This window comes from Psychroserpens burtonensis DSM 12212, assembly GCF_000425305.1.
Classification (GTDB): domain Bacteria; phylum Bacteroidota; class Bacteroidia; order Flavobacteriales; family Flavobacteriaceae; genus Psychroserpens; species Psychroserpens burtonensis.
Genome location: NZ_AUDE01000026.1, coordinates 13,937 through 40,323 on the forward strand (window position 1 = coordinate 13,937; position 26,387 = coordinate 40,323).

The window sequence follows — 26,387 nt, forward strand, 5'->3', positions numbered from 1 at the left end:
CTCAAACTATATTTTAATGATATCTGTGGGAGTTTCAACTAAGATAGTAGTATCTCCTCGTAAAGCAATAGGTTGTTTCATAATCTGCGGATTATGTTGTATCATTTTTATCCAATCGTTTGTCGAAAAATTATGATATTCAAAATTTGATGTATACGAAGGGTGTTCTTGGTTTACAAGATTAGCTACATCCATATGCAATCTTTCTGCAAGTTCGACTATTTGAGTTCCTGTTAATTTTGTTTTTAAGATATCTATGTCTTGAATAGGTAATCCTTCCGCTTTAGCAAAAGCCAAGGTTTGTTTTGCTCTTATAGACTGAGAACTGTAAAACAATGTTATTTGTCTATTTGACGTAGCTATTTCTCCCATAATATTGACTCTAAAGTTTACTTATTTGTTTTTGTGTGTCGCCAAATGATGTTCTAGTAATTGCTTTAGACTCTCTAAATACTCTTGCATTGCCCTCTTATCAACGTGTGGATGATTAGAAGTTGCTATGGTCATTGGATTTTCATCTAATGTGCGATAGAGCTCTGGGTAATTGGTTTCGATATTAGTTGTGATTTCAGAAATCTCTCTAATCTGATTATGTAAATGCTTCATAATAGGTATTTTAACAAATATTATTTATTTTATGTCTTACTCATATCTTAGAGTATCAATAGAATTCAATTTTGCTGCTTTTCGTGCAAAAAAATACCCAAAAGCAAAACCTACATCTCAAAACGTGTTCCTATTTCTCTATTTCTATTGAATAAAAAGCTGCTCATATAAAATACGGTTATTTAAAAATAATCTAATTTCCAACAACACCAAATACAATCTATATAGGACTACCAACCAAGCTTGATACGATCGCTTCCATTAAAAATGGTGCGATAATATCACTTTCCCCAGTATGGATTGCTAATCACATGCCAATTTCAAGGCTTCTTTCAGTTACAAAAACTAAGATAATATTCGTAATTCTAATGCCAGCAACAATTAATAAAATACTGATAATTGCTCCTAATAGGATATTTAAAATACCAGTGCTATTTCCCATGATTTCCTGAAATTCAACTTGTATTGTAATTTCAAAATCATCTCCGACTCCATTCTTAATCTTATGTGATTATAGCAAAAGCTCGGTAGTTTCTATTAAGGGATGAAGCGTATTAGCGAGTAATACTAATATTCAAATCACAAGACCTTTAGAGAACATGCTATGTTATTACTGCAGCATCACCTTAATTCTCCATAACTAATAATGGCACTTTTAAATCAAAAGTGAAACGCTCTACAGGATGCGTAATAAACAGACGTTCTAAAAAAGAATGTCTCCGACTCATCATAGCTAATAAATCTATGCTATTCTCTACAATATGTTTTGTGATCACGTTGTATAAATTTCCTTGATCCAGTTCAAGAAAAGAATGATCAATATTTGTAAAACAAACATCTAAAAATGCTCTATTATTTTCTTGATTTCCTGTAAGATGTTCAGAATCTTTAACATGAATAACATGAACAACGTAATCGTATTTATTAGCAAGGCCCACTAATGTTGATAAATCGTTAGGTTTATACTCAGAATAATAATTAGTTGGAAAAACGATATCTTTAATTTCTGAATATTTATAATCATTAGGGATTACTAATACCGAACAACTACAACGCTGAATCACTCTAATGGTATTAGACCCAAAAATACGTTTATCTAATTTAGAATTCCCTCTAGTCCCCATAACGATCAACTCAATATCCTCAATATCTACAAGTTGATTAATCGCATCAATAAAATTATCATAATCAACATTAGATTTAAAAACATGCAAGCCGTTTCCAAAAGTGTTCTCTAAGTTATTAATCAAAAGTTTAATTTGTTCTATAGAAGAACTAATTAATGAATTAAAAATAGTATCTGAAGGCTTCATCGATATCAAATCATCACTCACAAAAGAAGAGACCTTTTGTACATTCAAAACATAAAACTCACAGGCTTCATTTTTAAAAAATTCTAGTGCATAGTGAATAGCGTTAATAGAGTTCTCAGAGAAATCAGTTGGCAATAAAATTTTTTTCATGACATAATGAGATTTAATTCGATGCGAAATTACTAAGTATTCTTCAAAAAAGTCATGATAAATATCATCTAGAAATAAGACTTTAAATGGAATAGAAACTTTAATAAAAAATTAGTTAGATAATTAATAGAGAACATTGTATTTTCGGCATAATAAATGCTTCATCATACGTTATTGAACCAAACTAACAATTATGAGATTACTTTTAGTACCCGCTTTTGTTTTATGCCTTTTTTCAAGCGCCTCTTCTCAAAATAACACCATTACTGCAGGAGAAACCCTAATTTATACAGCATCTTATAACATGTCTGGATTGCTTAACGAATTAGCGCAAGTCACCATGGAGACTAGTGCAGTCAAGACATCAAAATCTACCTTATTAAAATTAAAATGTACTGCTACAACCTATAGTAAATGGGATAGCTTTTTTAAAATTAGAGATTTATATGAAAGCTATGTGAGCCCAAAAACCTTAAAGCCCTATCTACATAATAGAGATATTAGCGAGGGTGGTTATGAGAAATTCATGAAGTATACATTCAATCATACGGCTAATAATGTGTCGAGCTTAATGCGTAAAAAAAGAGGTGATGGGACGACTTGGGAAGAAAAGAAAACGGTTAAGATAGGGGCGTCCACTCGTGATATAGTAACAACGCTTTACCATATAAGAAACTTAGACATTCACAAGGCTAGTATTGGTGATAATCAAAATTTCACAGTACTTTTTGACAATAAAGAAACAGTCGTAAGAATAAAATATCTTAGTAAAGAAACTATAAATACCGCTTTAGGTAAAAAAGAGTGTTACAAACTTGCCATCTCAGTAAGCAATAGTAACCTGCTTAAAGGTAATAACGATAATGTATTATGGCTTACAGCAGATGACAATAAAATATTAGTCTATGCAAAGTTTAAAATAGCAGTTGGTAACGGAGAATTAAAAATTAAGTCGGCTACAGGTCTAAAACACTAATCATATGAAAAAGTTATTTTTAATTTTAGGTTTCATTACTGCAATTCTAGCACTTATTCTAGCTGTAACACCATTATTTAAAATTGCATACATACCATCTATAGCTACCTTGACATTTGGCTTACTCGCATTATTTACTTTCAAAGAAAAGCAACACAACAAAAAACCCATTCAACTTATCTTTTTAATGACCATAATAGCTTTAGCACTTACAACTTATAAAGCAGTGTTCAGTAAATCTGAAGTTGGAAACACCGAACAACTTGAGCTAAAAGAAGAACAACTCGAAGAAGAATCAATTGAAGAGCTCGATGGTTTAGAAATTGATCTAAGTACAGAATAAATTATTTAAGGTATCCTTTGGGTATTACCTTTTTTTTTGTTTAATTTTACTGTGATTCAGTTCACTATCCCCAAATTACAATGAAATTTCTACTTATTACTTTATCACTTACGTTAGTTGGCTCTTGTGCTACATTGCGACATACCGAAAAAATAGATCAACTCAAAGAAAGTATTGTTTTTGAAGATTCACAAACCGTAAACTCCTATATCAATACGATTTCTAAAGAAGAACTTAAAAATCATGTTTATGCGTTTTCAACAGATAAATTCCAAGGACGTAGAACAGGAGAACCAGGACACCATAAAGCCTCTAAATTTTTAAAGGATTACTACATAAAAGAACAAATACAATCCCCATTAGGATCTAAATATTATCAACATATCCCTAAGTCTTTTTTTTCCGGAGATATAAAAAACTCTCAAAACGTCATCGCCTATGTAAAGGGCAACGAATTTCCTGAGGAAGTGATTATCATATCAGCACATTCAGACCATGAAGGCTACACAGATACAGAAATTTATAATGGTGCAGATGATAATGGAAGTGGCACTGCTGCAGTAATGGAAATGGCGCAGGGATTTAAAAAAGCAGCTTTAGAAGGTCATGGGCCAAAACGCAGTATTGTTTTTTTACATCTTACAGGTGAAGAAGTTGGACTGAGAGGATCAAGATATTACGCTAAATATCCGGTGTTCTCAATGAAAAATACTGTTGCGAACCTTAATATAGATATGATTGGTCGAGTGGACGACGCTCATAAAAACAATCCTAATTATATTTATCTTATTGGAGCAGATCGTTTAAGTACTCAATTACATTATATATCAGAAGCTGCTAACGCTCAGTTTACAAACCTAGAACTAGATTATAAACTTAATAGCGATAAGGACCCTAACCGCTATTATTTTAGATCAGACCATTATAATTTTGCTCAAGAAGGCGTCCCTGTAATTTTCTATTTCAACGGTGAACATGAAGATTATCACCAGCCTACAGATACTCCAGAAAAAATTGACTATGCCTTACTCGAAAAACGAACAAAACTAATTTTCGCAACCGCCTGGTATTTGGCAAATTCAGAAAACAGAATCATCGTAGATCAAGACTATTAATATCTTGTTAAAATTTATATAAAGCCTCATAGGGTTCACGAGAAATCAATTGGATTTTTCGTAATATCGTGTTATAAATTCATGTAACACTTAAATAATGAAAACATCATTAAATATCTTGGCTGCAACTTTACTTTTAGTAGGTTGTGGAAGCTTTAATCAAAAAAAAGTAAATAAGGCACCTGCTGACCCAACAATTTACGGTAACACAATTACCTCTGCCGAATTAAAAGACATGCTTTACACCTATGCTTCAGATGATTTTGAAGGACGAGAAACGGGAGAACCTGGTCAAAAGAAAGCAGTTAATTATTTAAAGAATCAATATGTAAATATGGGGATCCCTTCACCGCTCTCTGGTGATGACTATTTTCAAGAAGTACCTTTAGAAAAACAAAAAGCTCCAGAAGTAGATATGTCCATCAATGGAACAGCCATGGAAAACTACACAGACTTTCTAATTCTAGGTAATACAAAAACACAACAATTAGACATCAATGAAGTGATTTATGCTGGTTACGGTATTGACTCAGACACCTATTCAGATTATAAAGATTTAGATGTTAAAGGAAAAGTTGTAATTATAAAAGTTGGAGAACCTAAAGATGCCGATGGGAATTATATAACTTCTGGTACTACCGAAGATACAAAATGGAGCACAGGACGTTCATCAATCTCATCAAAAAGAGATGCTGCAAACGATAATGGCGCAAAAGCAATGATCTTTGTTAATGAAGAAATGATTGCTCAATATGGGCCTTATTATAAAGAAATTGCAATATCTGGAGAAGCGGGCAGAATGTCACTAAAAAGTAATGAACCATCTATGGTATTCATGATGGCAAACGAGAAAATGGCAAAAGCGATTTATCCACAAATTATGGAGTCTGATGCGCCAAAAACAATAGCTATACAAATATCATGTGCTATTAAAAGTCAAGCAGAAGCTGTAAGTTCTGAAAACGTAGTCGCATTCTTAAAAGGAACAGAGAAACCAGATGAGATTCTTGTAATCTCAGCTCATTTAGACCATGAAGGCATTAAAGACGGTCAAGTTTATAATGGTGCAGATGATGATGGGTCTGGTACAGTTGCTATTTTAGAAATTGCAGAAGCTTTCAAAGCTGCAGCAGATAAAGGAGATGGACCAAAACGTTCTATCTTATTTTTACACGTTACAGGAGAAGAAAAAGGGCTTTTAGGATCTAGACATTATTCAGATAATGATCCTATTTTCCCTTTAAAAAACACGGTTGCAGATTTGAACATTGATATGATTGGACGTACAGATCCAAAACGTGAGGGAGACAGAAATTACGTATATCTTATTGGTAGTGATAAACTGAGTACAGATTTACATAACATTTCCGAAGAAGCAAATAAAAAATATACCAATATCATACTCGATTATACCTATAACGACGAGAATGACCCCAACCGTTTCTATTATAGAAGTGACCATTATAACTTCGCTAAAAACAATATCCCAGTTATTTTCTATTTCAATGGGACGCATGACGATTATCACCAACCAAGTGATACTCCAGATAAAATTCAATATGATTTATTAGAAAACAGAACCCGCTTGGTATTCTATACGGCATGGGAAATTGCAAACCGCGTAGATAGACTTGTTGTCGATAAAGCAGACACTGAGTAATAGTTGGGCGTTACCCTCAATGGTCGCGCTTTCCGTAGTCGCTCTCTCCGAGGAGCTTCAACACCTACCTCAATCGCTAACGCAAAAAACAAAAAGGTTCAAGATATATTTTAAATATCTTGAACCTTTTTTAATAAAATCTCTTTTTAGTGAGTGATCACAAACTTAAAATAGATGAAAGGAAAATTAATAGTCATCTCTCTGTTTCTAGCCAGAGTATCGTTAGGATTTATAATATGTGCGTATTTTGCAGATACGTTTACAACCAAGAGCTTTAGAGAAATCTATAACCCTCAAAAAATTCACTGACTACAAGTCAACACTAGAGCAATCCTATTTATAACAAAAAAGTATTCAATTTCTATTGAAGACTTTTTTGTTATAAAATTCGAAAAATAGCTTCGATTAATCTAAAATCAGCATATTGCAAAATTAAGATCCCAAACCCTATCCTTTGGTTGTGAATTAGATGCACAAAAAAAGCTCCTCATTTCTGAGAAGCTTTGATATTCTGGGTGGAAGACCGGTCTCGAACCGGCGACCTTCGGTACCACAAACCGACGCTCTAACCAACTGAGCTACAACCACCATTTGGACACATTTTTCAATGCGTGTGCAAATGTAAAATAATTCACAGTTACTACAAAGACTTTTTTTTAAAATTATTAGTTAAAATAAAATATATCGCCATACAAATGATACTAGCGTCTACAATAGTAGTTTTAACATTCAATATGCTAATGTTAATATTACCACCAACATTATGACCATAAATGCTTTATAAATTTCACCCACAAAACACCAACAAAAAGCAGACTAACAGATCACAAAAGATTTAAGCATTTTCTAACATATTTTATTCAAGAATAATTTGAAACTTTATTATCTTTCGTTCTTGATTTAACAATCTAAAACAGAACCTTATGGCCTTCTTTAATAAAGTAAAATGGATACTTGGAATTCTTATAGTCTTTGTACTTATTGTCACAACAAACCTCATAGACAAAAATAATTTTATTAGAGTAAGAGATGCGGTTGTTACGATATATGAAGACAGAGTTGTTGCTAGTGACCTGATTTTTGATTTATCAAAATCTGTCCAAGAAAAAGAAATAGCTGCTGCATTATTAGACACCACTTTTTTTTATAATAGAAGTGAACAATTAGATAAAAATATCTTAGAACTCCTATCTAGATATGATCAAACAAAGCTTACAAAAAAAGAAAAGAAGACTTTAAATAATCTTAAGAGCGATTTTGAAGACTTAAAAGTATCTGAAAACATTCTGATAAATTCTAATTTTATTGAAAAACGTTCTTTTTTCAATACCATTTCAGACATTCAAGAAAATCTTTATAATTTATCTAAAATTCAGTTAAGTGAAGGTAAAAGACAAATGTCAATCAGTAAAAAAGCAGTTGATAAGCTTGAAATTTTTACCCAAATAGAAATTTATCTTTTAGCGCTTCTCGCTATAGTCATTCAAATTATCATACTTTATAAACCTAAACAAAGACAAGAAACAGAATAGTTTTATTTAATAATGATTGGGGCGATTATACCAATTGCGCATAAAATAGTGATATTATCAGTAAAATTATTCTTGTTCTCAATAATAACAAGTGCACATTTCCCTCCTTTATAAGGTTATTTTAAATCAAACAAACTATCCACAGCAACATGGCGCTCAACAGTAAAACCTTCGGCATAATCTACGCCTATTAAACGCCCTAAATCACTAGCTCTATATTTTATACTATCTGTAAAATTTTTACTTGTTATAGGTGTTTGGGGCTCCTTACTATTTGGATCATAGAACTGGGTTTTATAGGCCGCTACAGAAGCCATTTTAATATCTATATATCCTGAAATATCCACAGCTAAATCAGGCTCTAGATTCTTCCATTGGATATAATGATAGACTTGCTTTGGTCGCCATTTGTCTTGTACTTTCCCATCAAGGTCTGTTTCTATTTTTAGGAGTCCACTTAAAAAACAAGCATCACTTACCAATTTACTTCCTTTCCCATGATCAATATGTCTATCATCAATGGCATTACACAATACAATCTCTGGTTGATATTTACGTACCATTTGAACAACTTTGAGCTGGTGCTCTTTATCATTTATAAAAAACCCATCTGCAAAACCTAAATTTTCTCTTACAGTAACACCTAATATTTTCGAAGCATCATTAGCCTCTTGATCTCTAGTTTGCGCTGTACCGCGTGTTCCTAACTCTCCGCGAGTTAAATCTATAAGACCTACTTTTTTACCGTTAGCAATTTCTTTAGCGACTGTGCCTCCACATCCTAATTCTATATCATCTGGATGTGCTCCAAATACGAGTATATCTAATTTCATTGAAAGTTCTTATTTTCATTTCCGTGAACCTACCTGTCGGCAGACAGGAACAGGAAAACATGTTTATTTAATATAACTGTTACAAATTATAATATGAATTACGAGATCCATTGGGCTTGCTCCTCTTCCGTTAAAAAGGTCCATGCTACGACTCTACTTATTTTGTTACCTAAAGAAATCTGCAAAATCTTAAAATCTGTCGCTCCAAGTTTTTTTAGTGATGTTTCCATACTTAAAACATGTTGTGTTTTGGAAACTAAACAAGTATACCAAAAGCAGTTGGTTTTTAGAAGTGAACTTTGATACAAATAATTATGGACAAAAGCCTTCTCTCCTCCGGGATACCACAGTTCTTTTGCAGTACCACTAAAATTACGAGCCACTTTATCGGTTTGCTTTCCTAATCCTTTTTGTTTGAGTAATGTATTTTCATCGGCCTCTGCTTCGTCTTTATAGAATGGAGGATTGCACATCGCAGCACTCACCTTTTCTTTGGATTTAAAAATTCCGGTGAGGATATTCTGTTCGTTATCTTGATAGCGCAATTTGATGGACTTGCTCAACTTATTTTTTGCTACTATTTTTTCAGCAGACCTCATAGCTTGTGAGTCAATTTCCGTAGCAATAAAATTCCATCCGTATTCTGCTTGTCCCAATAGTGGATAAATACAAGTTGCTCCTGCACCTATATCTAATACTGTAATGTTTTCTTTGACTTCTGAACGTTTTAGCAAAGCATTTAATAAATGAATATACTCAACACGACCTGGAATTGGCGGACATAAATTCGCATCAGAAAATTCCCAATAGTCAATGCCGTAATGTACTTTCAATAAAGCTGTATTTAACAATTTTACTGCTTTAGGATTAGCGAAGTCAATGGTTACATTTCCGAAGGAATTAGTAAAAACGAATTCTTCTAATTTTGGAGAACTCTTCACTAAAAGATCAAAATCATAGCCTTTAGAATGTTTATTATTTTTATGCAAAAGATGTAGTTTTAGTATTAATTATTGCGTGTTCAATATCTATTTTTAAATCTCTAAATGTTTCTATACCTACTGAAAATCGTATCAACTGATCACTAATCCCAACAGCATCGCGTTGCTCTTGAGTTAATAATGAGTGAGAGGTTTTTGAAGGTAATAACATGGTGCTTTCTACACCTGCCAAACTCATGGAAGGTTTGATTAAATTAAGTTGTTTCATGAATGCCATAGCATCAATACCATCTACCAATTCAAAAGATAACATCGCACCAAAATCATGCATCTGTTCTTTTGCTAATTGGTGCTCGGGATGACTTTTTAAACCAGGATAATACACTCTTGCAATAGCCTCATGTTTGTCTAAAAACTTAGCCAGTTTGCGAGCATTTTTATTTTGTGCTTTCACGCGAAGTGCTAGTGTTTTCATACTACGTTCTAACATCCAAACAGTCATATCACTTAAGTTTCCACCGAGATTTTTAGAGACATTCCAAATACGATCCATATGTGCTGCAGAACTCGCAACTGCACCTGCCGAAATATCACTGTGACCACCTAAATATTTAGTTGCAGAATGCATCACGATATCTATACCAAAATCTATTGGATTTTGATTTACAGGACTTGCAAATGTATTATCAATAGTCGTAACGATGCCTTTTGATTTTGCTAAATCTGCAACTCCCTTTATATCTGTGATTGTTAATAAGGGGTTAGAAGGTGTCTCGATATGAATCAACTTTGTATTGGATTGGATTGCTGCTTCAAAATCTGAAACCGCATATCCATTAGTAAATGTATAGTCGATTCCATATTTATGGAATTCCTCCCGAATAAAATTACTAGTACCACCATACAAAGTGTTTTGAACAACGATATGGTCTCCTTTTTGTAAGAAGGCCAAAAACATGTGACTAATCGCTGCCATACCACTACTAAAAATCATAGCCGTTTCGGTATGCTCAAGTGCTGCAATTTTCTTAGCTAAAAACTCTTGATTTGGTGTATTGAAGTATCTTGGGTAACGCTTAACATCAACACCATCAAACTCATACGATGTAGATAAGTAAATTGGTGATACTGCACCTTTAAACTGCTCATCTTTTATTTCACCTACGTGAGTGCAAATAGTATTTAAGCCTTGTTTTTTCTTTGACATGAATTATATATTTGTAGCTCTAAAATTACAAAAAAGAATCGCATCAAAATCAATATTAAATAGCGTTTTACTATTTGGATATAATCAATCGTTTATTAAATTTCCCTGTTTTAGTTTTTAGACTAACCAAATAGGTGCCTTTTGAGATATTAGACATTGAAATAGTATAATTACCAAATGTGTTAGATTCCAAATTAGACCATTGCCTTAAGTTTTGTCCCAAAATATTATAAAGATGAATATCATCAATATCTAAACCATTTGGTGAGATAATTTGTAATTCTTTGGTTGAACTAATATAACTAATTTGAGGTGTTGCTAATTGAGTCTCTGAAGTTGATAAGGTACTATCTGTAAAAACCATAGTACTAATATTATTGGTAAACGTCACATAGAATCGATTTGTGCTATCACCTTCTGGCATAGTTTCTATAAAATTACTATCTGAAATTGATGTTGTAGTATTGGTAAAGGCATCATAAATAAAAACTTCTATGATCTCATCAAAATGCTCTAGTCCTGTGAGTGAAAATACTATATTCCCAGCATTAGAAAGAAATAAACCTAAAGGATAAGCTTTTGTATTAAGAAATGCTCCAACACCTTGTATAACGCATCGCTGCTCACCAACCATCCAGCTACTATCATTTGAATAATTATCACTATTTAAAGCATCATAACCGTAATCATAAGCATCTGTTGCAGCATTATTAGGTGTAAACGCTAATAATAAATGTCTTGTATATCCCAATGAAGTTGTAACATCAATGCGAACACGCTGAACTTGATTACCTGTTGTAGTAATAACATCATCAAACGATGTACAGATGCCTTTAGTAGGTATTAAAAAAAGAACAGCGAAACATAAGTAGTATAAAGCTTTCATTTATTTGGGGATTAATGAAGTATTATTTAGTTCATGCTAATGTAGTACTAAAAAAGGAATGAACACCACGAAATGCTTAAATAATCGATGAAATGCATTAAGACTTATTGTTTATTTTTCTTTAATGGGTTTGAATAAGCATATATATAAAAAAGCATAGGAGTATATTCACAAGAGTGAAGCGTAAAAAAAATAAAATAACACTTTATCGAACATATCTGCAAATAATCTAGAGTCCACGTAATTGTCAACCAAACCTATTGATATTCAATACGTAATTACATATATTCGTAATGCTAATTAATTCAACCACATGTTTAAAGCTGTATTATTTGATATGGACGGTGTCATCGTAGATACTGAGCCTCTTCATCATAAAGCCTATTTCCAAATGTTTAACGATGTCAACATCGATGTATCGGATGCTCTTTATGCCTCTTTTACAGGTCAGTCCACTATGGAGATTTGCAAACAACTCATTTCCTATTTTAAATTGCCCTTATGTGCTCAAACGCTAACCGATATTAAACGGAAGCATTTCAAAGCGCTTTTTAAAAGTGATACCTCTCTCCAATTATTAGATGGTGTTTTAACTCTCATCAAAGATTACCATGCCAACGGTGTGACTTTAGTCCTTGCCTCTTCTGCATCTATGAAAAACATAAATCGTATTTTTAAGCGTTTTGATTTAGATCAATATTTTGATGCTAAAATTAGTGGTGCCGATTTAAAGGCCTCCAAGCCTCATCCTGAAATATTTATTAAGGCAGCAGAACTATCTGGTAAACAACCCAAAGAATGCTTTGTAATTGAAGACTCTACTAACGGCATATCAGCTGCTAAAGCTGCCAATATATATTGTATAGGCTACAATAGTTTACATAGTAAAGATCAAGATTATAGTAAGGCAGATTTGGTAGTGTCATCGTTTGAGGAGATTTCTTATGAGAAACTCAAGGGTTTGCTTGCTCAAAGCCTAGCTTAGCTTTTTCAAGATATTTTACACTTCAGAAAATAATACATATTTTCACAAACCTTAATCAATGGCAAAACCGAAAGGACAAAAAAACGGTAACAATAAATCCAAGCACTCTAAGCTCATGGATCAAAAGAAGAATAAACTTAGACAAGAGGCAGGGTTAAGAAAAGAGCGTTTGAGAGCGATTATTAATAAAGCGAAAGAAGCGTAGTTACCCATGTTTACTTTTTGAGAAAAAATAAAGTTATAATTCTATTTTAACTTACAATACTTAAGCTTATTAGGTGTCTTGTTTTTAAAAGAGGAAGACTATAGTACATAATTCCTATTCCATTAATTATCTAATCTACTGATTACACGCTGAGTTCACCCCTCCACCCTTTGAAAAAACAATAAATTTTGAACTAATAAAAATCCCAAAGACGTCTTGGTAACAAAACATATCTAGTTAAATATCTTAGTAGAATTAAAACGTGTGGAACAAACGAATAAGAAATAGAATACAGTATTAACTATTTTTATCTATTTTATCATAAACCCGAATAATCCAAACTGCCCATATTACTACACAAACAGACACAAATACCGAGAAGTATATTACAATATCGTTAGCGTCCATTTTTAATTTGTTTTATGAATATGACAACTAGAAGTAGTGTTGGTGCCCAAAGTCCAATAAATATAGCATGTAACTTATCTCCTCTTAGAAAGAGGTATTCTGCAACACCAATAATAAGAACACACAAGGCTAATAGAAACAAATTAGCTGGACCTATCTTTTTAATAAAATTCATGATTAAACAATTAACTCTACTAAGATAAAATAAATTTATTGATAATAATAAATACCTCCATTTTAATTTTAACATTTCCATTGACTTCTATGCTTAAAAGTCAGAAATCTTATCGCCTATTAATTTACACTAGAATTAACAACAGATATTCCCCCTAGTAATTGTGACTGTAAAACATATAAAAGGAAATAGTATTAGCATCCAAGATTTTAGTTTCAATAATTAGTTTAAGAAGAGCGTTCTCGACTTGACTAAAAAATTAAAGCGTATTTAACCACTATGAATAAAATGTGTGCTTTATCTTTGCAAAAAAGAATGTTGACTATGTCTCAAGACAAAAAACCAGACCAGATTGTATTTAATAGAGACACGCAACGTTATGATGCAGCGCTAAAACCGTATGCAACTAATGTTGGTGCTCCTGCTATTAAAGTCACAGATAATTCATCTTGGAAAAACAGGAACATCCTTAAAGCCAACAAACAAATCCAGTCTAAATATCTAGAACTTAAAGCTGCCTATGATAAAATGATGGAAGAATTAGAATATAATAACCTCGTTTATAACGCGCGTTATAATTTTGAGCCTATTATTGGTGAATCTTATCATCTTTATCGCGATAAAAAGGAACAACCCTTCTTATCTATTATTGCGCCTAGCGATTGTAACTTTGATTTTATTGGAAGTTTTAAGCTTAATAGCGAGCATGTATGGAAAAAAGTGAATGGTACTGACAATGGACTTAGAACGACTTAGAGTACTTTTAGATTTTGGACTCGTAGTGCTCATCTGGATCGTACAATTGCTTATCTATCCTAGTTTTAAGCACTTCCCTTCTAACGCACTTTTCAAATGGCATAGTCGCTATACCTTTAATATGGCTTTGGTTGTAATGCCTTTGATGCTTGGTCAACTCAGTATTTATACGATTCAAATATTCTTAGAACAGACGCTTTTTTCTATTTGCGGAATGCTCGTCGTTCTCACCTTATGGGTATCTACCTTTATACAATTTGTACCGTTGCATCAACAGATAAGCGATAATTCTTTTTCTAATAAAACGATAGACCTTTTGGTGTCTCGCAATTGGATTAGAACCGGCTTATGGACTGGTTTATTTATTTCAAGCTTAGTTTCATTTTTTTAATGTTAGCCTTTTTAGCGTTATTCTGAAATTAGACGATTCTAAACGCTCTTCCTTTTGAACGAGTAACCTGCTGTCAGGCAAACTAGGCTTTGAGCTAGCAAAAACTAAAAATAAAAAAAAACCAGTCGATTATGAATTATAATTATTAGATTTTAGTAACTTATTTTGCTCTTTCATTAACTCGGTAAGCTGAGATAACAACTCAATATCTTTAGGTGTTTTTACGATGACGTTTTTGGGGTCTTGGGCTTTATCTTTAAGTCTGTTCATGGCTTTTACAACTATAAAAACTGTGAGTCCGACGATTATAAAATCTAAAAAGGTTTCAAATAATATTCCATACTCCACAGCGACTTCCGTTACTGTAGCATCGCCTTGCGTATTGTAAACAGCATCTCTTAAAATATAGCGTTTATCCTGAAACTCAAGTCCATCTGTCATTAACGATAATGGAGGCATAAAGACCTTTTTCACCAGTACATCTATTACTTTATTAAAAGCGGCTCCTATGATGATACCGATGGCCATATCCATCATATTACCTTTAACTGCAAACTCTTTGAATTCTTTTAAAAACTTCATATCCTCTGATTTAAATTTGTACCACAAAACTATTTTATAATTAATCTATTTACTAACCTTATCACTAAAAACTTAAACACTTTTACTTCGGAAATTGAACAACTTTGAATTTAATTTATATATCCGTTTAGGAATCAAAGAAAGCATTATTTCACATTATCAGTACCCCTTTACACAACCAATACTCTCGTTTATTAGCTATTTAATTGATAATTAATCTTATTAGCTATTTAGATGATATTTAAAAATATTAGCTATTTAGATGATATTTTAGCATTTATAAAGAAATTATTATATATTTATATCATGACTATAGCAATCATCACAGCAGATCTTGTAAACTCCAGAGCACAACAACCTCAACTTTGGATGACACATCTCAAAACTATTTTGAACTCCTTTGGTTCAACTCCAAAAAACTGGGAAATCTACAGAGGTGATAGTTTTCAACTAGAAATAGAACCACAGCGTGCATTATATACCGCAATCGTTATTAAAGCATATTTAAAATATACTGCAAATCTAGACCTCAGAATCGCTATTGGTATTGGAGACAAAACATACAATAGTGATACCATTACCTCATCTAACGGAACCGCCTTCATCAACTCTGGCACTTGTTTTGAATCACTAAAAAAGAACCTTTTAGCTATAAAAACAGCACATATAGATTTGGACAACACCCTAAATCTTATGTTTTATTTGGCATCATTTACCTTTAATAACTGGACACAAACTACTGCGCAACTTATTGCATACACACTCACACATCCAAATAAGAACCAGAAACAACTAGCAAGTCATTTTGAGACCACTCAAGGTAATATTAGTCAGAGTTTAAAACGTGGTGGCTATGATGAACTTAAAGCCCTAATCCAGTACTACGAATCAAAATTAAAAGCGATATGATAGCACTTTTTATATCACTTATATTAGCACATCTTATTGGTGATTTTTTATTGCAACCACAATCTTGGGTAACGCATAAAAACAAGCATAAACAAAGATCAAAATACCTGTATCTGCATATTGCAATACATACCGCAGCTCTTTTAGTGACCTTGCAATTTGATAGACGCTACTGGTTAGGATTTTTTATTATTATTGTAAGCCATTTTGGTATAGATCTCGCAAAACTTCATCTCCAAACTAAAAAAAATAAGCGTTTACTTTTTGGATTAGATCAATTAGCTCACCTTGTTGTTATTGCACTTGTAGTCAATCTCTACGAACCCTATCTTAGTAACTTCGCCTCTTATAACTATACTAGTATATTACTACTCGCTTGTTGTTTTATAGGCCTCAGCAGCATGTCATCTATAATTATGAAAACCGTTATTTCTAAATGGAATATAGAAAACAAAAAAAACACAAATGGTTCTCTAGAACATGCTGGGTCCTATATTGGTATTCTAGAACGCCTTTTTGTGTTTTTATTTGTAGTATTAAATTTTTGGGAAGGTATAGGTTTTTTACTCGCAGCAAAATCAATTTTCAGATTTGGTGATCTTTCTAGAACTAAGGATAGAAAATTAACCGAATATGTGCTCATAGGAACACTCATCAGTTTTGGAATTGCCATGCTCATAGGGCTTATATTCAACTACCTCATAACCCAATTATAAACAAGCCTATTAAACCTAAATCTCCTCCTTGAATAAAGAAGGAGATTGTTTTTTACTAGTAAAAGCTCACAAAAATGAGGTGTTTATTTTCTGTAATATTTCTTATACTTCCAATAGGCTACTGATGCAATCACGGCTATGACAGCAAGCGTACCGACTATATATTGAACGCTTAAAATCTGTTGACCTGACTGGTATGAGTGTAGACCTGCTAAATAGAAATTTACTCCAAAATAGGTGAATAAAATACTAGCAAATGCCAATATAGATCCAAGATTAAACCCAAAGCGACCTCTAAGTCCTGGCATTAATCTCATATGAATAACAAAGGCATAAATAATAATACTAATCAATGCCCAAGTTTCTTTTGGATCCCAACCCCAATAACGTCCCCAACTTTCGTTGGCCCACATTCCACCAAGGAAGTTCCCTATTGTTAACATGACCAATCCAACGGTTAGTGACATTTCGTTAATTAATGTAAGTTCTTTTATATTAAGCAACATTTTATCTTTGTTCTTTTCCGTAGTAAAAATCATTAATAGCAATACGGTCAACCCTAGAATCATCCCTAAAGCAAACGGTCCATAACTGGCTACAATAACTGCGACATGAATCATTAACCAATAACTATCTAGTACAGGAGATAAGTTACCAATAGCGGGATCCATCCAATTCATGTGTGCCACTAATAATATCATAGCAGTCACAAATGCAGTTGCTGCAAGAGTAAGCATACTTTTTCTCCCAAAGGCAATACCAAAAAACATGGTTGCCCAAGCGACATAAATCATAGACTCATAAGCGTCACTCCAAGGCGCATGCCCAGAGATATACCAACGCACAATTAAACCTCCTGTATGAACTAGAAATAACACAAAAATGACAACCCCTAGACCTTTAACAATCACATCTAAGACTTTACTTTTTGACTTAAAAATCTGTATGATAAGCAAAACAAAAAGCACCAGTCCAGTTAGCATATAATAGGAATACAACTTTTTAAAGATGTCGTATTTATTATATAAGATTTCGGTTTTTACTTTTTCATCAGATAACATGACTTCGCTCCCAACTTCAGCTTGACTATTTTTAAATCCTGTCAACAGTTTGTCTGCAAGTTTATAGTCACCCGATTGTTTCGCATTATATAATTCTCCTATATAGAAACCAAAACTGTTTTCAATAAACTTTCCGTAGAGTGTATCTTTAATTTGTTCGCGATAGTCTTCCTTGTATTCGGTTTGTGAAATCCATGTATTGACCTCGTCATTTGGGACCGGAAAAATTTTAATTGATCGACCATCAAGCGTATTAAACAATAGACTCATACGATCATAAGCTTCCTTTAACTGACTTTGATAACCATTAGGGATTTCAGCAGCATAAGCCTCTTTAAGATAAGGTCCTATTTTATTTCGCCCTTCATCGGTTAAGAAATCTGTGATAGACACATACTTTTGATCTTTATCTACACCTATTATTTTACGAATAGAATCGCCTTTACTCTTTGCTAAATAAATGATGGGTACGTTGTACCAAAACAAGGGACTCTCCTGCATGGACAGTAACACCTGATTAGCATCAAACTCTTCATAGTGATCACGTTTACTTAATTTTCTAAGTATTTCTGAAGCGAATGTATTCATTGGCATCATGCGTCCGCTATAATCTTGTATCACTAACTCACCAAACTTATCTGAGTGTGATTTTGGTGTCACATTAGAGCGTATTACAGAATCAATTTCTGCTTTTGAAGGGCGATCAATTTTAATCTTAGGTCTTTCTTTTGCGCTATGGTCATGACCGTCACCTTCAAAATGTTCTTGAACTGTTTTAGTTTTATGATCGTGCCCATCATTTGCTGAGTGTTCTTGCGATTGTTCTTGTTGCACTGGTGTCTCATGATTGTGTCCATCATTTGGACCATGTTCTTGAGAAAAACCGACCATACTCGAAGCAAGTAAAAGAATCGTTAACAACTTTGCTTTGCTCGCTTTCACTTTTTCAAGCATGCGCTTTAAATCTGCAAAACGAGTTCCTTTACTAAATAGAATAGACATTAAACCAAAGTATAATAACATATACCCAAAATAAGTGACCCATGTTCCCCATTGATCATGATTTACAGAAAGCTTGGTTCCTTTTTCATCTGGAAAAAAACTAGATTGAAAAAACCGATAGCCTTCCTCATCTAAAACGTTATTCATAAAAATCTTATAATCGTAAGGTGTTTCGTTAGGTTTTATGACTGTGACTTCACTCGAGAACGCAGAGAAATTATCTTCCGTTCCCGGATAACGATCCGCAACAAAATCATTGAGTTTAATACTAAATGGCAATTCTTTAACGATAGAACCATATTTTACGGCAATGTCTAAACCGCCTACTTTGACTTGTTCAAAGCGTCCGTTGACGTATTGCCCACCTAATAAATTGACCGTTTTAGTTTCTCCGTTAGCAGTCACGTCGACAATAACACCATCTTCTCGACTTTGCAACATCTCTGATTTTTTCACAACTCCAAACTCTCCTTGCATCACTGGCTTAGGAAACACGATCGCCATATTTGCAACCTGATAACGTGACCTTAATTTTAGTGGTTGAATCGAATCCTTCACTAATTTCCCGGTGACTTGCGTTGCCATTGTCATATAATCTCCCTCAAAAGGGGACTCTATAAACATGAGATTGTCTTTTGTAGTTATATTAATAGCACCTGCTGTTGGACTATTTAGTGTAAATACGATATTATGAATCAGCTCACCATCTTTATCGCCATCCTTGATGTAATGACTATGTGGGCCCTGATCCCCAGCTTCTACCAATTTAAGGTAAGCGTCACCAACATCACCTGGAATAATATCTAATTCTGCATCTTTTACAAACTTTTTAACTTGGATGGTTACTGGTGTTCCGTTGTATTCTGTATTTAAAGTAAGATCATTATCCAATCGTTCTGAAAAATCAACACGCTCCTGCTCTACCCGTCTTTGTTGTTGTCCGTTGACAACTAAATCGCCATCAATAAACGTGGTTAAGAAAACATCTCTTGTAAGGTACGTGTTTTCTGTTTCGCCTTCACCAATTGGCATCCAACCTTCAAAACCTATATATCGTGTAATTCCTGCTCCTATAAAAATAAATATAAAAGACAAATGCAGTGTTAATGTAGCCCATTTCGCTTTTTTATAGAGCCTGTATCTAAAGATATTACCGATGAAATTTATAACAAACATCATCTGGATAGCCTCAAACCACCAGGAATTATAAATATAATACCTTGAGTAGGGTGTTGGAGATGTATCTTGGCCAGCGTCCATAAACGTACCAATAATCATAGATACAAAATAGACAATAAATAAAATACCAGTTAGACGTGTAGAAAAGAGAATATTAGCAAGTTTCTTTTGCATAGCAAGAAAAGTTCATTTTAGTTTTTCAAAGATAACTAATTTAGTTCGTTTAGTATTGGACAAATTGTGTCAAAAATGTGTTAAATATATATATTAGTGGTGAGTTACTTTATATGAATTTAGATGTCGTAATTTCATCAACTCATATCTACTTTTCTGATCTTCAATTTATCTTAAAACAAAACGAACATTAGAAATCAAAACCTTACATTCAGAATTACTCATACCTTCTATTTTATGCAAAGGTAATCGTGACTATTTATATAGGGCGCCGCCTATCGTTTGCTCTTAATTTTAGTAATTATCGAAAAGTATAGTATTATTTAGAATAATGATCCAGTGAATTTATTAATCAAGTTTGTTGATACGCTCTATTACTTAAAAAATAGTTACTCATATGCTTTACTCGCATGGTTTTCTCCAATACTATAAGTCGTGTTTGACGTTCACGATAGACTGCTTTGGTTATTTTTTAGATACCCAAACTGCAAGCACAGTAAGAATTACCATTACAATAAGTGGGTAAGAATAAAAAAATATTAAATAGCTATACAGTCGTCAATTTACTTCCCTAGGTTTTAGGTATTATTTATAAAATCAAAGCGCTATTATAATTTGGCTTGTCTTGCCTCAAAAATCTTTAAGTACATAAAGGTTCCCATTTTTCGGGCGCGACGTTTTGCAGTTTCTGTGACATCTCCTTTAAAAAGTTCTTCGAGTGTTTCATACCAAAGGTTGAGCCAAATGCCAAAGTGAAGCTCTGAGATACTATGATCAAAATACTTATCTACCTTTACGTGAGCTTCTAGCGGATTTCCATAGTACTTCTTATCCAGCTTTTTGGCTATAAATAAACTCGTTTCCCAAAAGGTTGTCAAGTGCTCTAAATGCGCATCCCAATCTTTAATCATTTCATTAAAAAAAGGTCCTAGTATGTTGTCTTTACGTACCTTTTTATAAAACGTATCCACTAATAAAAACACATCCTCTCGATTACTAATATCTTGGTTCATAGCCACAAATGTAATTACTCAAGATAAATTAAAGCATGATAATTATCATTTCTTATTTCTATTGTATTTTAGCGGTATGATTACAATAGTTATTTTAGGAGCAGGTAATGTTGCTCATCATTTATATAAGGCTTTTTTTTCTGCGGAAAACGTCACCATCAAGCAATGGTACAATCGAGACATAAAAAGCATGCGCCCTTTTAACAGCGAAGTGCTATTAACAAATGATCTGTCGCAACTCGTTGAAGCAGATATTTATATCATTGCAGTTAGTGATGATGCTATAGCTCAATTATCTGAACAATTACCCTTTGAAGACCGCTTGGTCGTGCATACTTCAGGGAGTGTAAGTCCTTATGATATAGATAAAAAGAATAGACGCGGTATTTTTTACCCGTTACAGACGTTTTCTAAAGGCGCAGAGATTAATTTTATAGAAGTTCCATTATGTCTAGAAACCCTAATGCGTAAAGATTATCAGCAGTTGAAAGACTTAGGGCAATCAATTTCAAACCATACAAAACGGGTCAATAGCGATCAACGCGCTGCCTTACATTTAGCAGCAGTATTTGTGAATAATTTTACAAATCAATTATTTAGAGTAGCGCATGAAATCACAGAGTCTCAAGGTGCCGAATTTGATTTACTCAAACCTCTCATTTTAGAAACTGCAAATAAAATTCAAAACCTATCCCCTTTTAGAGCTCAAACTGGTCCTGCCAAACGCAACGACAAAAAAACAATTAAAAGACACTTAAAAATGCTCGATAATGAGCATCATAAAGACATTTACAAGTTAATGACTGCTTCGATAAAAAAAACTCATGCTTCGACAAGCGCAACAACTAAAAAAAACAGATAATTAAATGGACGATAAAAGTTATAAAGAATACCTAGAACACATTACCACTTTTATTTTTGATGTGGATGGTGTACTTACAGATGGAACTGTTACAGTAATGACCAACGGTGATATGCTAAGGCGTATGAATATTAAAGATGGTTATGCCCTTAAAACAGCTATAGATGCTGGATTTAACATCTGTATTATTTCTGGAGGAAGTAATCTTGGTGTGCAAAAACGTTTGGAAAGCCTGGGCATTACAGATATTTATTTGGGTGCTCACCAAAAGGTCAATCAATTTCATGAGTATGTGACGAACAACAATATAGAGGCAAAAAACGTATTGTATATGGGAGATGATATTCCAGATATTCCTGTCATGAAATTAGTTGGATTGGCTGTTTGTCCGCAAGATGCTGCCATAGAAGTCAAAGCTGTAAGCCATTATATTTCTCACAAAGGAGGTGGACAAGGTGCTGTACGAGACATCATTGAGCAAATCATGAAAGTGCAAGGCAAATGGGACGGGAATTTTGATGCCAAGTATGATTAGTATAAGTTTCAACTTTAACTTCTAGCAAACCTGATTCGATTAAAAAAGAAAAGACTGAAGACTCAAGATCATTTAGAATTCAGCACTCATCAAAATTAGTATAATACAAGTTAACACCTAAAAGCACATTGCACATTTTAAATCTCATTCGTTGGAAAAATCTGGTACTGATTATCATTGCACAAGTACTTATCAAATATGCGCTTTTTGAATCTTTTGACGTACCCACAACTTTAAATACATTAGGTTTTTCGCTTTTAGTCATTACGACGCTTTGTATCGCTGCTGCAGGTAATATCATTAATGATATTTACGATGTTGAAACAGATACTATTAACAAACCCAACAAAGTCATTATTGGCAAACAAGTTTCAGAAAACCTGGCCTATAATCTATTTTTTACTCTAAATATTACAGGTATTATTCTAGGCTTTTTCTTAGCACAAAGCATTGGTCAGGGTTCATTCTTTGCCATTTTTGTTATTATTTCTTTAGCGCTTTATGTATATGCGTCTTATTTGAAAGGGACGGTATTATTTGGAAATATTCTCATCTCTTTTTTAGTAGCAATGAGTATAATTATTGTTGGCATTTTTGATTTATTACCAGCAATAAACCCTCAAAACAGAGCTACTCAACTCACTTTTTTTGATATTATTTTTGATTATGCCATTTTCGCCTTCTTAATTAATTTAGTTCGGGAAATGGTCAAGGATATACAAGATGTTGATGGCGATTATAAAGCAGGCATGACGACCTTACCCATCGTTTTAGGTCGTGAGCGTACAAACAAAATTGCGTTTGTCATAAGTATGATACCTATTGGTGCTGTTATTTATTTCATGGTGACTTATTTATATACACAACCAATTGCAATTGGCTATTTCCTGCTTTTTGTTATTGCGCCTTTAATCTATGCTACCATAAAAATTTTTGGAGCTGCCGACAACTTTCACTACAAGCAAATTAGCTTGGTTTATAAATTGGTAATGCTTTTTGGGATTTTATCATTGTTACTTTACCCTCTTATAATTAAAACGACTTAAAAATGATTCAAGACAAACTCAAAAATTACACTCTAATTCTCGCGTCAGGATCACCTCGCCGTCAGCAATTTTTTAAAGATTTAGGATTAGATTTTGAGATTAGGTTAAAGCCCATTGATGAAGTGTATCCAAACAAATTACATCATTCTGAAGTTAGTGATTATTTAGCTCAATTAAAGTCAGAACCTTTTAAAAACGAATTGAAAGACAAGGACATTCTAGTGACTAGTGACACTATTGTTTGGCATAACAATAAAGCCTTAGGAAAACCTAAAGATTACGATGATGCATTTCAAATGTTATTCTCTATGAGTAACTCCTCTCACGAAGTGATTACCTCTATTACGTTTACCACCAAAATATCTCAAAAAACAGTAAATGCTGTTACAAAAGTGACTTTTAATGCGCTCACTACAAACGAAATTGATTATTACGTCAAAACCTTCAGACCTTATGATAAAGCTGGCGCCTACGGAATTCAAGAATGGATTGGCCAAATAGGAATCACTGGTATTGAAGGCTCTTACACGAACGTCGTAGGCCTGCCAACACACCTCCTTTACAAAACGTTAAACAGCATGGTTTTATAAGGTTTGATTTGTAATTTTACCAAAATTTATAGCCATGAATAAACGCTATTTAGTATTACTTGTTTTCTTCGGAATATTTATGTCTTGTAGGGACAATACGATACCAAAAGACCAAGCCTTACAAAGCGAGCCAATTTCCGAAGCACCACAAACGCTTACGAAGTCACCTGCCTTTGAACCATCTCAAGAATTTAAAGACTACTGGTATGCTGGAGAAGCAGAAATATCATCCTATCAATTAAAACAAGCACGTTATGGAGAAATGCGAGATGGCAACGCTGTTTTAGTGTTTGTTACAGAAGATTTTCTCCCACAAAAACAAGTCAAAGCAGATCGCTATGACAAAGCCAATACGTCTCTTTTAAAATTAAATTTCACGAAAAATTTCAACACTGGTGTGTATCCGTATTCTATAATGCAATCTACGTTTTACCCTGTGAGCAATAACCAGCATGCACTAAAAGTAAGTTGCTCTGTGCAAGAATGGTGCGGACATGTCTATTCGCAACTTAATAATCGTGGGAAATTTGAAATGACATCATACAGTTATTTTGAAAGTGAAGGAGATGAAGAGGTCACTTTAGATAAAGCCATTTTAGAAAATGAATTGTGGACAAAATTACGAATAGACCCTAAAAGCCTACCTACTGGTGAGTTAAAAATTATTCCGTCCATGGAATATATTCGATTAAAGCATATAGAAACGAAACCCTATTTTGCAAAAGCGATTAATAAAGACGGACAATATATCATCTATTACAATGGGCTTGATCGTAAATTAACCATTAATTATAATCCAGAATTCCCTTATGACATAACGAGCTGGGAAGAGACCTACAAAGACGGTTATGGTGCACGTTCTAAAATGCTTACAACAAAAGCGACAAAACTTAAAACCATCAAATCTGCTTATTGGAGTAAAAACTCAAATGCAGATGAAAATTTACGCAAAACTCTTCAACTTAAATAGCAAACTATTTAAGTTGTACTATATCTTTGAATGACCAACTAAACTCATCTTTATGTTTTTTGAAACTTACAAATCTCAATTGATTATTACTGGTTTTGTGCTACTTATCATACTATTGATTCGTTTTATAAGTCACGAGCTCGTTAAGAAAATGGGAAGAAAAAGCGGAGTTAACGACGCTCGTATTAAACTAATACGCAGATATATAACTGTAACACTGTTTATTATAACTTTAATAATTCAATCTTTTGTTTTTGGTGCAGAATTCAAAGACATGGCAGTTGTATTCTCTTCTGTTTTTGCGGTTATAGGGATTGCACTTTTCGCTATTTGGTCTATTTTAAGTAATGTTACTTCGGGAATTATTATGTTCTTTTCTTTTCCATATAAAGTAGGAGATAAAATCAAAATCCATGATAAAGATTTCCCAATTGAAGCCATTATAGAAGATATTAGAGCATTCCAACTGCACTTAAGATTAGACAGTGGAGATCTTGTTACATATCCTAATAATTTGATTCTCCAAAAAGCGGTGACTTTGTTAGAGAAAGACGCAATTGAAGGGCTTCATGATGACGGGAGTGATTCTATTTAAGAAACTATGAGTAAAACGTTTTATAAATTACTTTCTTTTTTCTTCGGAATATTTTGCTTTGGAGGAATAAAGCAGACCTATAGAGTACTAACATCCAGTGCTCCAGATATTGTTTCAAAGCGCACGTACCTAACAATTATGGCGCTTTTAATTACAGGAGCCTTTTTAAGTTTAACTATTTATTTTTATCGCAAAGGAACCAATAAACACTAACAGTGTGACACCAACAAACAGCCACATCAATTACATAGAATTGTATGCCAACAACCTTGAAAGCATCAAAATATTCTATACGAAAGTATTTGGCTGGATGTTTACAGATTATGGTCCAACTTACACCTCCTTTTCCAATAGTGGATTGACTGGTGGATTCGAAAAAACAGAAAAACCAATTACAAATGACGCCTTAGTTATTATTCATAATGAAAATTTAAAAGATATCAAACAAAAATCATTGCCCTTGGTGGTGCGATCTCTGTAGATATATTTTTGTTTCCTGGAGGAAGGCGTTTTCAGCTTACAGACCACTCAGGTAACGCGTTAGCCGTTTAGAAAGAAGAGTAACTATATGATTCATTAAAAAATTATTTACATGACATTGGGTATAACAGTAAAAATTCAACATCGGGCGACTCATCAATGTGTTACACAAGACGCTCATAAAATAATTG

Annotated in this window: 30 protein-coding genes and 1 tRNA gene; 19 read left to right on the plus strand and 12 right to left on the minus strand. The window is 33.3% G+C overall.

Annotated elements, in window-relative coordinates:
- Window positions 1–6: 6 nt before the first annotated feature.
- From H593_RS0112105 to H593_RS0112120, 3 genes are all read right to left on the minus strand, one after another.
- Window positions 7–372, minus strand: a complete 366-nt coding sequence (locus tag H593_RS0112105; protein WP_028872691.1) for an arsenate reductase family protein — start codon at window positions 370–372, stop codon at window positions 7–9.
- Between the two features lie 21 nt (window positions 373–393).
- Window positions 394–606: a hypothetical protein gene (locus tag H593_RS0112110; RefSeq protein WP_028872692.1), complete on the minus strand. Its 213-nt coding sequence runs from the start codon at window positions 604–606 to the stop codon at window positions 394–396.
- Window positions 607–1,232: 626 nt separating this feature from the next.
- Complete coding sequence (locus tag H593_RS0112120) at window positions 1,233–2,069, minus strand: universal stress protein (RefSeq protein WP_028872693.1); 837 nt, start codon at window positions 2,067–2,069, stop codon at window positions 1,233–1,235.
- A 193-nt stretch (window positions 2,070–2,262) separates the two neighbouring features.
- Here H593_RS0112120 and H593_RS0112125 point away from each other — a divergent pair, with 193 nt between their 5' ends.
- The 4 genes from H593_RS0112125 to H593_RS0112140 all read left to right on the plus strand — a co-directional run bounded on the left by H593_RS0112125 (window position 2,263) and on the right by H593_RS0112140 (window position 6,163).
- Window positions 2,263–3,045, plus strand: coding sequence for a DUF3108 domain-containing protein (locus H593_RS0112125; protein WP_051229723.1), 783 nt, complete (start codon window positions 2,263–2,265; stop codon window positions 3,043–3,045).
- Window positions 3,046–3,049: 4 nt separating this feature from the next.
- The gene (locus tag H593_RS0112130; RefSeq protein ID WP_028872695.1) at window positions 3,050–3,388 is read left to right on the plus strand and encodes a hypothetical protein; all 339 of its coding nucleotides are present in this window, start codon (window positions 3,050–3,052) and stop codon (window positions 3,386–3,388) included.
- Between the two features lie 80 nt (window positions 3,389–3,468).
- Window positions 3,469–4,503, plus strand: coding sequence for a M28 family metallopeptidase (locus H593_RS0112135; RefSeq protein WP_028872696.1), 1,035 nt, complete (start codon window positions 3,469–3,471; stop codon window positions 4,501–4,503).
- 97 nt (window positions 4,504–4,600) lie between these two features.
- Complete coding sequence (locus H593_RS0112140) at window positions 4,601–6,163, plus strand: M28 family peptidase (protein ID WP_028872697.1); 1,563 nt, start codon at window positions 4,601–4,603, stop codon at window positions 6,161–6,163.
- Between the two features lie 513 nt (window positions 6,164–6,676).
- On the opposite strand, the gene H593_RS0112145 is transcribed toward H593_RS0112140, so the two are convergent.
- Window positions 6,677–6,752, minus strand: a tRNA-His gene (locus H593_RS0112145).
- A gap of 334 nt (window positions 6,753–7,086) precedes the next feature.
- Between H593_RS0112145 and H593_RS0112150 the strand changes: the two genes are divergently transcribed.
- Entirely contained in the window at window positions 7,087–7,695 is a 609-nt protein-coding gene (locus H593_RS0112150) for an MCP four helix bundle domain-containing protein (RefSeq protein WP_028872698.1), read from the plus strand.
- Window positions 7,696–7,811: 116 nt separating this feature from the next.
- Here the strand turns inward: H593_RS0112150 and bshB1 are convergent, their stop codons facing one another.
- The 4 genes from bshB1 to H593_RS0112170 form a co-directional block, all read right to left on the minus strand.
- On the minus strand, window positions 7,812–8,528 hold the full coding sequence (gene bshB1 / locus H593_RS0112155) for a bacillithiol biosynthesis deacetylase BshB1 (RefSeq protein ID WP_028872699.1): 717 nt from the start codon (window positions 8,526–8,528) through the stop codon (window positions 7,812–7,814).
- 98 nt (window positions 8,529–8,626) lie between these two features.
- Window positions 8,627–9,517 (minus strand): 23S rRNA (adenine(1618)-N(6))-methyltransferase RlmF, encoded by an 891-nt coding sequence (gene rlmF, locus H593_RS0112160; protein ID WP_028872700.1) that lies wholly within the window; start codon window positions 9,515–9,517, stop codon window positions 8,627–8,629.
- Window positions 9,510–10,676, minus strand: coding sequence for a trans-sulfuration enzyme family protein (locus H593_RS0112165; protein WP_028872701.1), 1,167 nt, complete (start codon window positions 10,674–10,676; stop codon window positions 9,510–9,512). The genes rlmF and H593_RS0112165 overlap by 8 nt, the downstream gene beginning before the upstream one ends.
- 70 nt (window positions 10,677–10,746) lie before the next feature.
- Window positions 10,747–11,562 (minus strand): T9SS type A sorting domain-containing protein, encoded by an 816-nt coding sequence (locus tag H593_RS0112170; protein ID WP_028872702.1) that lies wholly within the window; start codon window positions 11,560–11,562, stop codon window positions 10,747–10,749.
- A 313-nt stretch (window positions 11,563–11,875) separates the two neighbouring features.
- Here H593_RS0112170 and H593_RS0112175 point away from each other — a divergent pair, with 313 nt between their 5' ends.
- Both H593_RS0112175 and H593_RS21015 read left to right on the plus strand, forming a co-directional pair.
- Window positions 11,876–12,547: an HAD family hydrolase gene (locus H593_RS0112175; protein ID WP_028872703.1), complete on the plus strand. Its 672-nt coding sequence runs from the start codon at window positions 11,876–11,878 to the stop codon at window positions 12,545–12,547.
- 58 nt (window positions 12,548–12,605) lie between these two features.
- On the plus strand, window positions 12,606–12,752 hold the full coding sequence (locus H593_RS21015; protein WP_169338367.1) for a hypothetical protein: 147 nt from the start codon (window positions 12,606–12,608) through the stop codon (window positions 12,750–12,752).
- A gap of 397 nt (window positions 12,753–13,149) precedes the next feature.
- On the opposite strand, the gene H593_RS0112185 is transcribed toward H593_RS21015, so the two are convergent.
- Complete coding sequence (locus H593_RS0112185; RefSeq protein WP_028872704.1) at window positions 13,150–13,335, minus strand: hypothetical protein; 186 nt, start codon at window positions 13,333–13,335, stop codon at window positions 13,150–13,152.
- A 324-nt stretch (window positions 13,336–13,659) separates the two neighbouring features.
- Here H593_RS0112185 and H593_RS0112190 point away from each other — a divergent pair, with 324 nt between their 5' ends.
- Both H593_RS0112190 and H593_RS0112195 read left to right on the plus strand, forming a co-directional pair.
- Complete coding sequence (locus H593_RS0112190) at window positions 13,660–14,091, plus strand: DUF2452 domain-containing protein (protein WP_028872705.1); 432 nt, start codon at window positions 13,660–13,662, stop codon at window positions 14,089–14,091.
- Window positions 14,072–14,482, plus strand: a complete 411-nt coding sequence (locus tag H593_RS0112195) for a hypothetical protein (RefSeq protein WP_037052299.1) — start codon at window positions 14,072–14,074, stop codon at window positions 14,480–14,482. Before H593_RS0112190 ends, H593_RS0112195 begins: the two co-directional genes overlap by 20 nt.
- A 129-nt stretch (window positions 14,483–14,611) precedes the next feature.
- Here the strand turns inward: H593_RS0112195 and mscL are convergent, their stop codons facing one another.
- On the minus strand, window positions 14,612–15,064 hold the full coding sequence (mscL, locus tag H593_RS0112200) for a large conductance mechanosensitive channel protein MscL (protein WP_028872707.1): 453 nt from the start codon (window positions 15,062–15,064) through the stop codon (window positions 14,612–14,614).
- A gap of 234 nt (window positions 15,065–15,298) precedes the next feature.
- On the opposite strand from mscL, the gene H593_RS0112205 reads away from it, so the two are divergent.
- Entirely contained in the window at window positions 15,299–15,973 is a 675-nt protein-coding gene (locus tag H593_RS0112205; protein WP_245585049.1) for a transcriptional regulator, read from the plus strand.
- Window positions 15,970–16,689, plus strand: a complete 720-nt coding sequence (locus H593_RS0112210; protein WP_028872709.1) for a DUF3307 domain-containing protein — start codon at window positions 15,970–15,972, stop codon at window positions 16,687–16,689. Before H593_RS0112205 ends, H593_RS0112210 begins: the two co-directional genes overlap by 4 nt.
- Before the next feature lie 83 nt (window positions 16,690–16,772).
- On the opposite strand, the gene H593_RS0112215 is transcribed toward H593_RS0112210, so the two are convergent.
- Together H593_RS0112215 and H593_RS0112220 are read right to left on the minus strand one after the other, a co-directional pair.
- Entirely contained in the window at window positions 16,773–20,105 is a 3,333-nt protein-coding gene (locus tag H593_RS0112215; RefSeq protein ID WP_028872710.1) for a cytochrome c biogenesis protein, read from the minus strand.
- A gap of 608 nt (window positions 20,106–20,713) precedes the next feature.
- Complete coding sequence (locus tag H593_RS0112220; protein WP_028872711.1) at window positions 20,714–21,118, minus strand: group III truncated hemoglobin; 405 nt, start codon at window positions 21,116–21,118, stop codon at window positions 20,714–20,716.
- Between the two features lie 76 nt (window positions 21,119–21,194).
- Between H593_RS0112220 and H593_RS0112225 the strand changes: the two genes are divergently transcribed.
- From H593_RS0112225 to H593_RS19185, 8 genes are all read left to right on the plus strand, one after another.
- A complete protein-coding gene (locus tag H593_RS0112225) occupies window positions 21,195–21,980 on the plus strand; it encodes a Rossmann-like and DUF2520 domain-containing protein (protein ID WP_028872712.1) in 786 nt (261 codons plus the stop codon).
- Between the two features lie 4 nt (window positions 21,981–21,984).
- On the plus strand, window positions 21,985–22,515 hold the full coding sequence (locus H593_RS0112230; RefSeq protein WP_028872713.1) for a KdsC family phosphatase: 531 nt from the start codon (window positions 21,985–21,987) through the stop codon (window positions 22,513–22,515).
- A gap of 128 nt (window positions 22,516–22,643) precedes the next feature.
- Complete coding sequence (locus tag H593_RS0112235) at window positions 22,644–23,561, plus strand: geranylgeranylglycerol-phosphate geranylgeranyltransferase (protein WP_084142323.1); 918 nt, start codon at window positions 22,644–22,646, stop codon at window positions 23,559–23,561.
- Window positions 23,562–23,563: 2 nt separating this feature from the next.
- Window positions 23,564–24,151 carry a Maf family nucleotide pyrophosphatase gene (locus tag H593_RS0112240; RefSeq protein WP_028872715.1) on the plus strand — a complete coding sequence of 196 codons (588 nt, stop codon included), beginning with the start codon at window positions 23,564–23,566 and terminating at the stop codon, window positions 24,149–24,151.
- Window positions 24,152–24,185: 34 nt separating this feature from the next.
- Window positions 24,186–25,121 (plus strand): hypothetical protein, encoded by a 936-nt coding sequence (locus tag H593_RS0112245; protein WP_028872716.1) that lies wholly within the window; start codon window positions 24,186–24,188, stop codon window positions 25,119–25,121.
- Window positions 25,122–25,173: 52 nt separating this feature from the next.
- Window positions 25,174–25,716: a mechanosensitive ion channel domain-containing protein gene (locus H593_RS0112250; RefSeq protein ID WP_028872717.1), complete on the plus strand. Its 543-nt coding sequence runs from the start codon at window positions 25,174–25,176 to the stop codon at window positions 25,714–25,716.
- A 6-nt stretch (window positions 25,717–25,722) separates the two neighbouring features.
- Window positions 25,723–25,929 carry a hypothetical protein gene (locus tag H593_RS0112255; RefSeq protein ID WP_028872718.1) on the plus strand — a complete coding sequence of 69 codons (207 nt, stop codon included), beginning with the start codon at window positions 25,723–25,725 and terminating at the stop codon, window positions 25,927–25,929.
- 4 nt (window positions 25,930–25,933) lie between these two features.
- On the plus strand, window positions 25,934–26,197 hold the full coding sequence (locus H593_RS19185) for a VOC family protein (RefSeq protein WP_245585050.1): 264 nt from the start codon (window positions 25,934–25,936) through the stop codon (window positions 26,195–26,197).
- Window positions 26,198–26,387 lie beyond the last annotated feature (190 nt).

Excerpts from the sequence above, each read along its gene's own strand:
- H593_RS0112120 (WP_028872693.1), bottom strand. The coding sequence starts at position 2,069 with ATGAAAAAAATTTTATTGCCAACTGATTTCTCTGAGAACTCTATTAAC.
- H593_RS0112240 (WP_028872715.1), top strand. The coding sequence starts at position 23,564 with ATGATTCAAGACAAACTCAAAAATTACACTCTAATTCTCGCGTCAGGA.
- H593_RS0112215 (WP_028872710.1), bottom strand. The coding sequence starts at position 20,105 with ATGCAAAAGAAACTTGCTAATATTCTCTTTTCTACACGTCTAACTGGT.
- H593_RS0112150 (WP_028872698.1), top strand. The coding sequence starts at position 7,087 with ATGGCCTTCTTTAATAAAGTAAAATGGATACTTGGAATTCTTATAGTC.
- H593_RS0112105 (WP_028872691.1), bottom strand. The coding sequence starts at position 372 with ATGGGAGAAATAGCTACGTCAAATAGACAAATAACATTGTTTTACAGT.
- H593_RS0112125 (WP_051229723.1), top strand. The coding sequence starts at position 2,263 with ATGAGATTACTTTTAGTACCCGCTTTTGTTTTATGCCTTTTTTCAAGC.
- bshB1 (WP_028872699.1), bottom strand. The coding sequence starts at position 8,528 with ATGAAATTAGATATACTCGTATTTGGAGCACATCCAGATGATATAGAA.
- H593_RS0112190 (WP_028872705.1), top strand. The coding sequence starts at position 13,660 with ATGTCTCAAGACAAAAAACCAGACCAGATTGTATTTAATAGAGACACG.
- H593_RS0112195 (WP_037052299.1), top strand. The coding sequence starts at position 14,072 with ATGGACTTAGAACGACTTAGAGTACTTTTAGATTTTGGACTCGTAGTG.
- H593_RS0112175 (WP_028872703.1), top strand. The coding sequence starts at position 11,876 with ATGTTTAAAGCTGTATTATTTGATATGGACGGTGTCATCGTAGATACT.
- H593_RS0112130 (WP_028872695.1), top strand. The coding sequence starts at position 3,050 with ATGAAAAAGTTATTTTTAATTTTAGGTTTCATTACTGCAATTCTAGCA.
- H593_RS0112245 (WP_028872716.1), top strand. The coding sequence starts at position 24,186 with ATGAATAAACGCTATTTAGTATTACTTGTTTTCTTCGGAATATTTATG.
- H593_RS21015 (WP_169338367.1), top strand. The coding sequence starts at position 12,606 with ATGGCAAAACCGAAAGGACAAAAAAACGGTAACAATAAATCCAAGCAC.
- H593_RS0112255 (WP_028872718.1), top strand. The coding sequence starts at position 25,723 with ATGAGTAAAACGTTTTATAAATTACTTTCTTTTTTCTTCGGAATATTT.
- H593_RS0112205 (WP_245585049.1), top strand. The coding sequence starts at position 15,299 with ATGATATTTAAAAATATTAGCTATTTAGATGATATTTTAGCATTTATA.
- H593_RS0112225 (WP_028872712.1), top strand. The coding sequence starts at position 21,195 with ATGATTACAATAGTTATTTTAGGAGCAGGTAATGTTGCTCATCATTTA.
- H593_RS0112185 (WP_028872704.1), bottom strand. The coding sequence starts at position 13,335 with ATGAATTTTATTAAAAAGATAGGTCCAGCTAATTTGTTTCTATTAGCC.
- H593_RS0112135 (WP_028872696.1), top strand. The coding sequence starts at position 3,469 with ATGAAATTTCTACTTATTACTTTATCACTTACGTTAGTTGGCTCTTGT.
- H593_RS0112170 (WP_028872702.1), bottom strand. The coding sequence starts at position 11,562 with ATGAAAGCTTTATACTACTTATGTTTCGCTGTTCTTTTTTTAATACCT.
- mscL (WP_028872707.1), bottom strand. The coding sequence starts at position 15,064 with ATGAAGTTTTTAAAAGAATTCAAAGAGTTTGCAGTTAAAGGTAATATG.
- H593_RS0112250 (WP_028872717.1), top strand. The coding sequence starts at position 25,174 with ATGTTTTTTGAAACTTACAAATCTCAATTGATTATTACTGGTTTTGTG.
- H593_RS0112230 (WP_028872713.1), top strand. The coding sequence starts at position 21,985 with ATGGACGATAAAAGTTATAAAGAATACCTAGAACACATTACCACTTTT.
- H593_RS0112220 (WP_028872711.1), bottom strand. The coding sequence starts at position 21,118 with ATGAACCAAGATATTAGTAATCGAGAGGATGTGTTTTTATTAGTGGAT.
- H593_RS0112140 (WP_028872697.1), top strand. The coding sequence starts at position 4,601 with ATGAAAACATCATTAAATATCTTGGCTGCAACTTTACTTTTAGTAGGT.
- H593_RS0112165 (WP_028872701.1), bottom strand. The coding sequence starts at position 10,676 with ATGTCAAAGAAAAAACAAGGCTTAAATACTATTTGCACTCACGTAGGT.
- H593_RS0112210 (WP_028872709.1), top strand. The coding sequence starts at position 15,970 with ATGATAGCACTTTTTATATCACTTATATTAGCACATCTTATTGGTGAT.
- H593_RS0112110 (WP_028872692.1), bottom strand. The coding sequence starts at position 606 with ATGAAGCATTTACATAATCAGATTAGAGAGATTTCTGAAATCACAACT.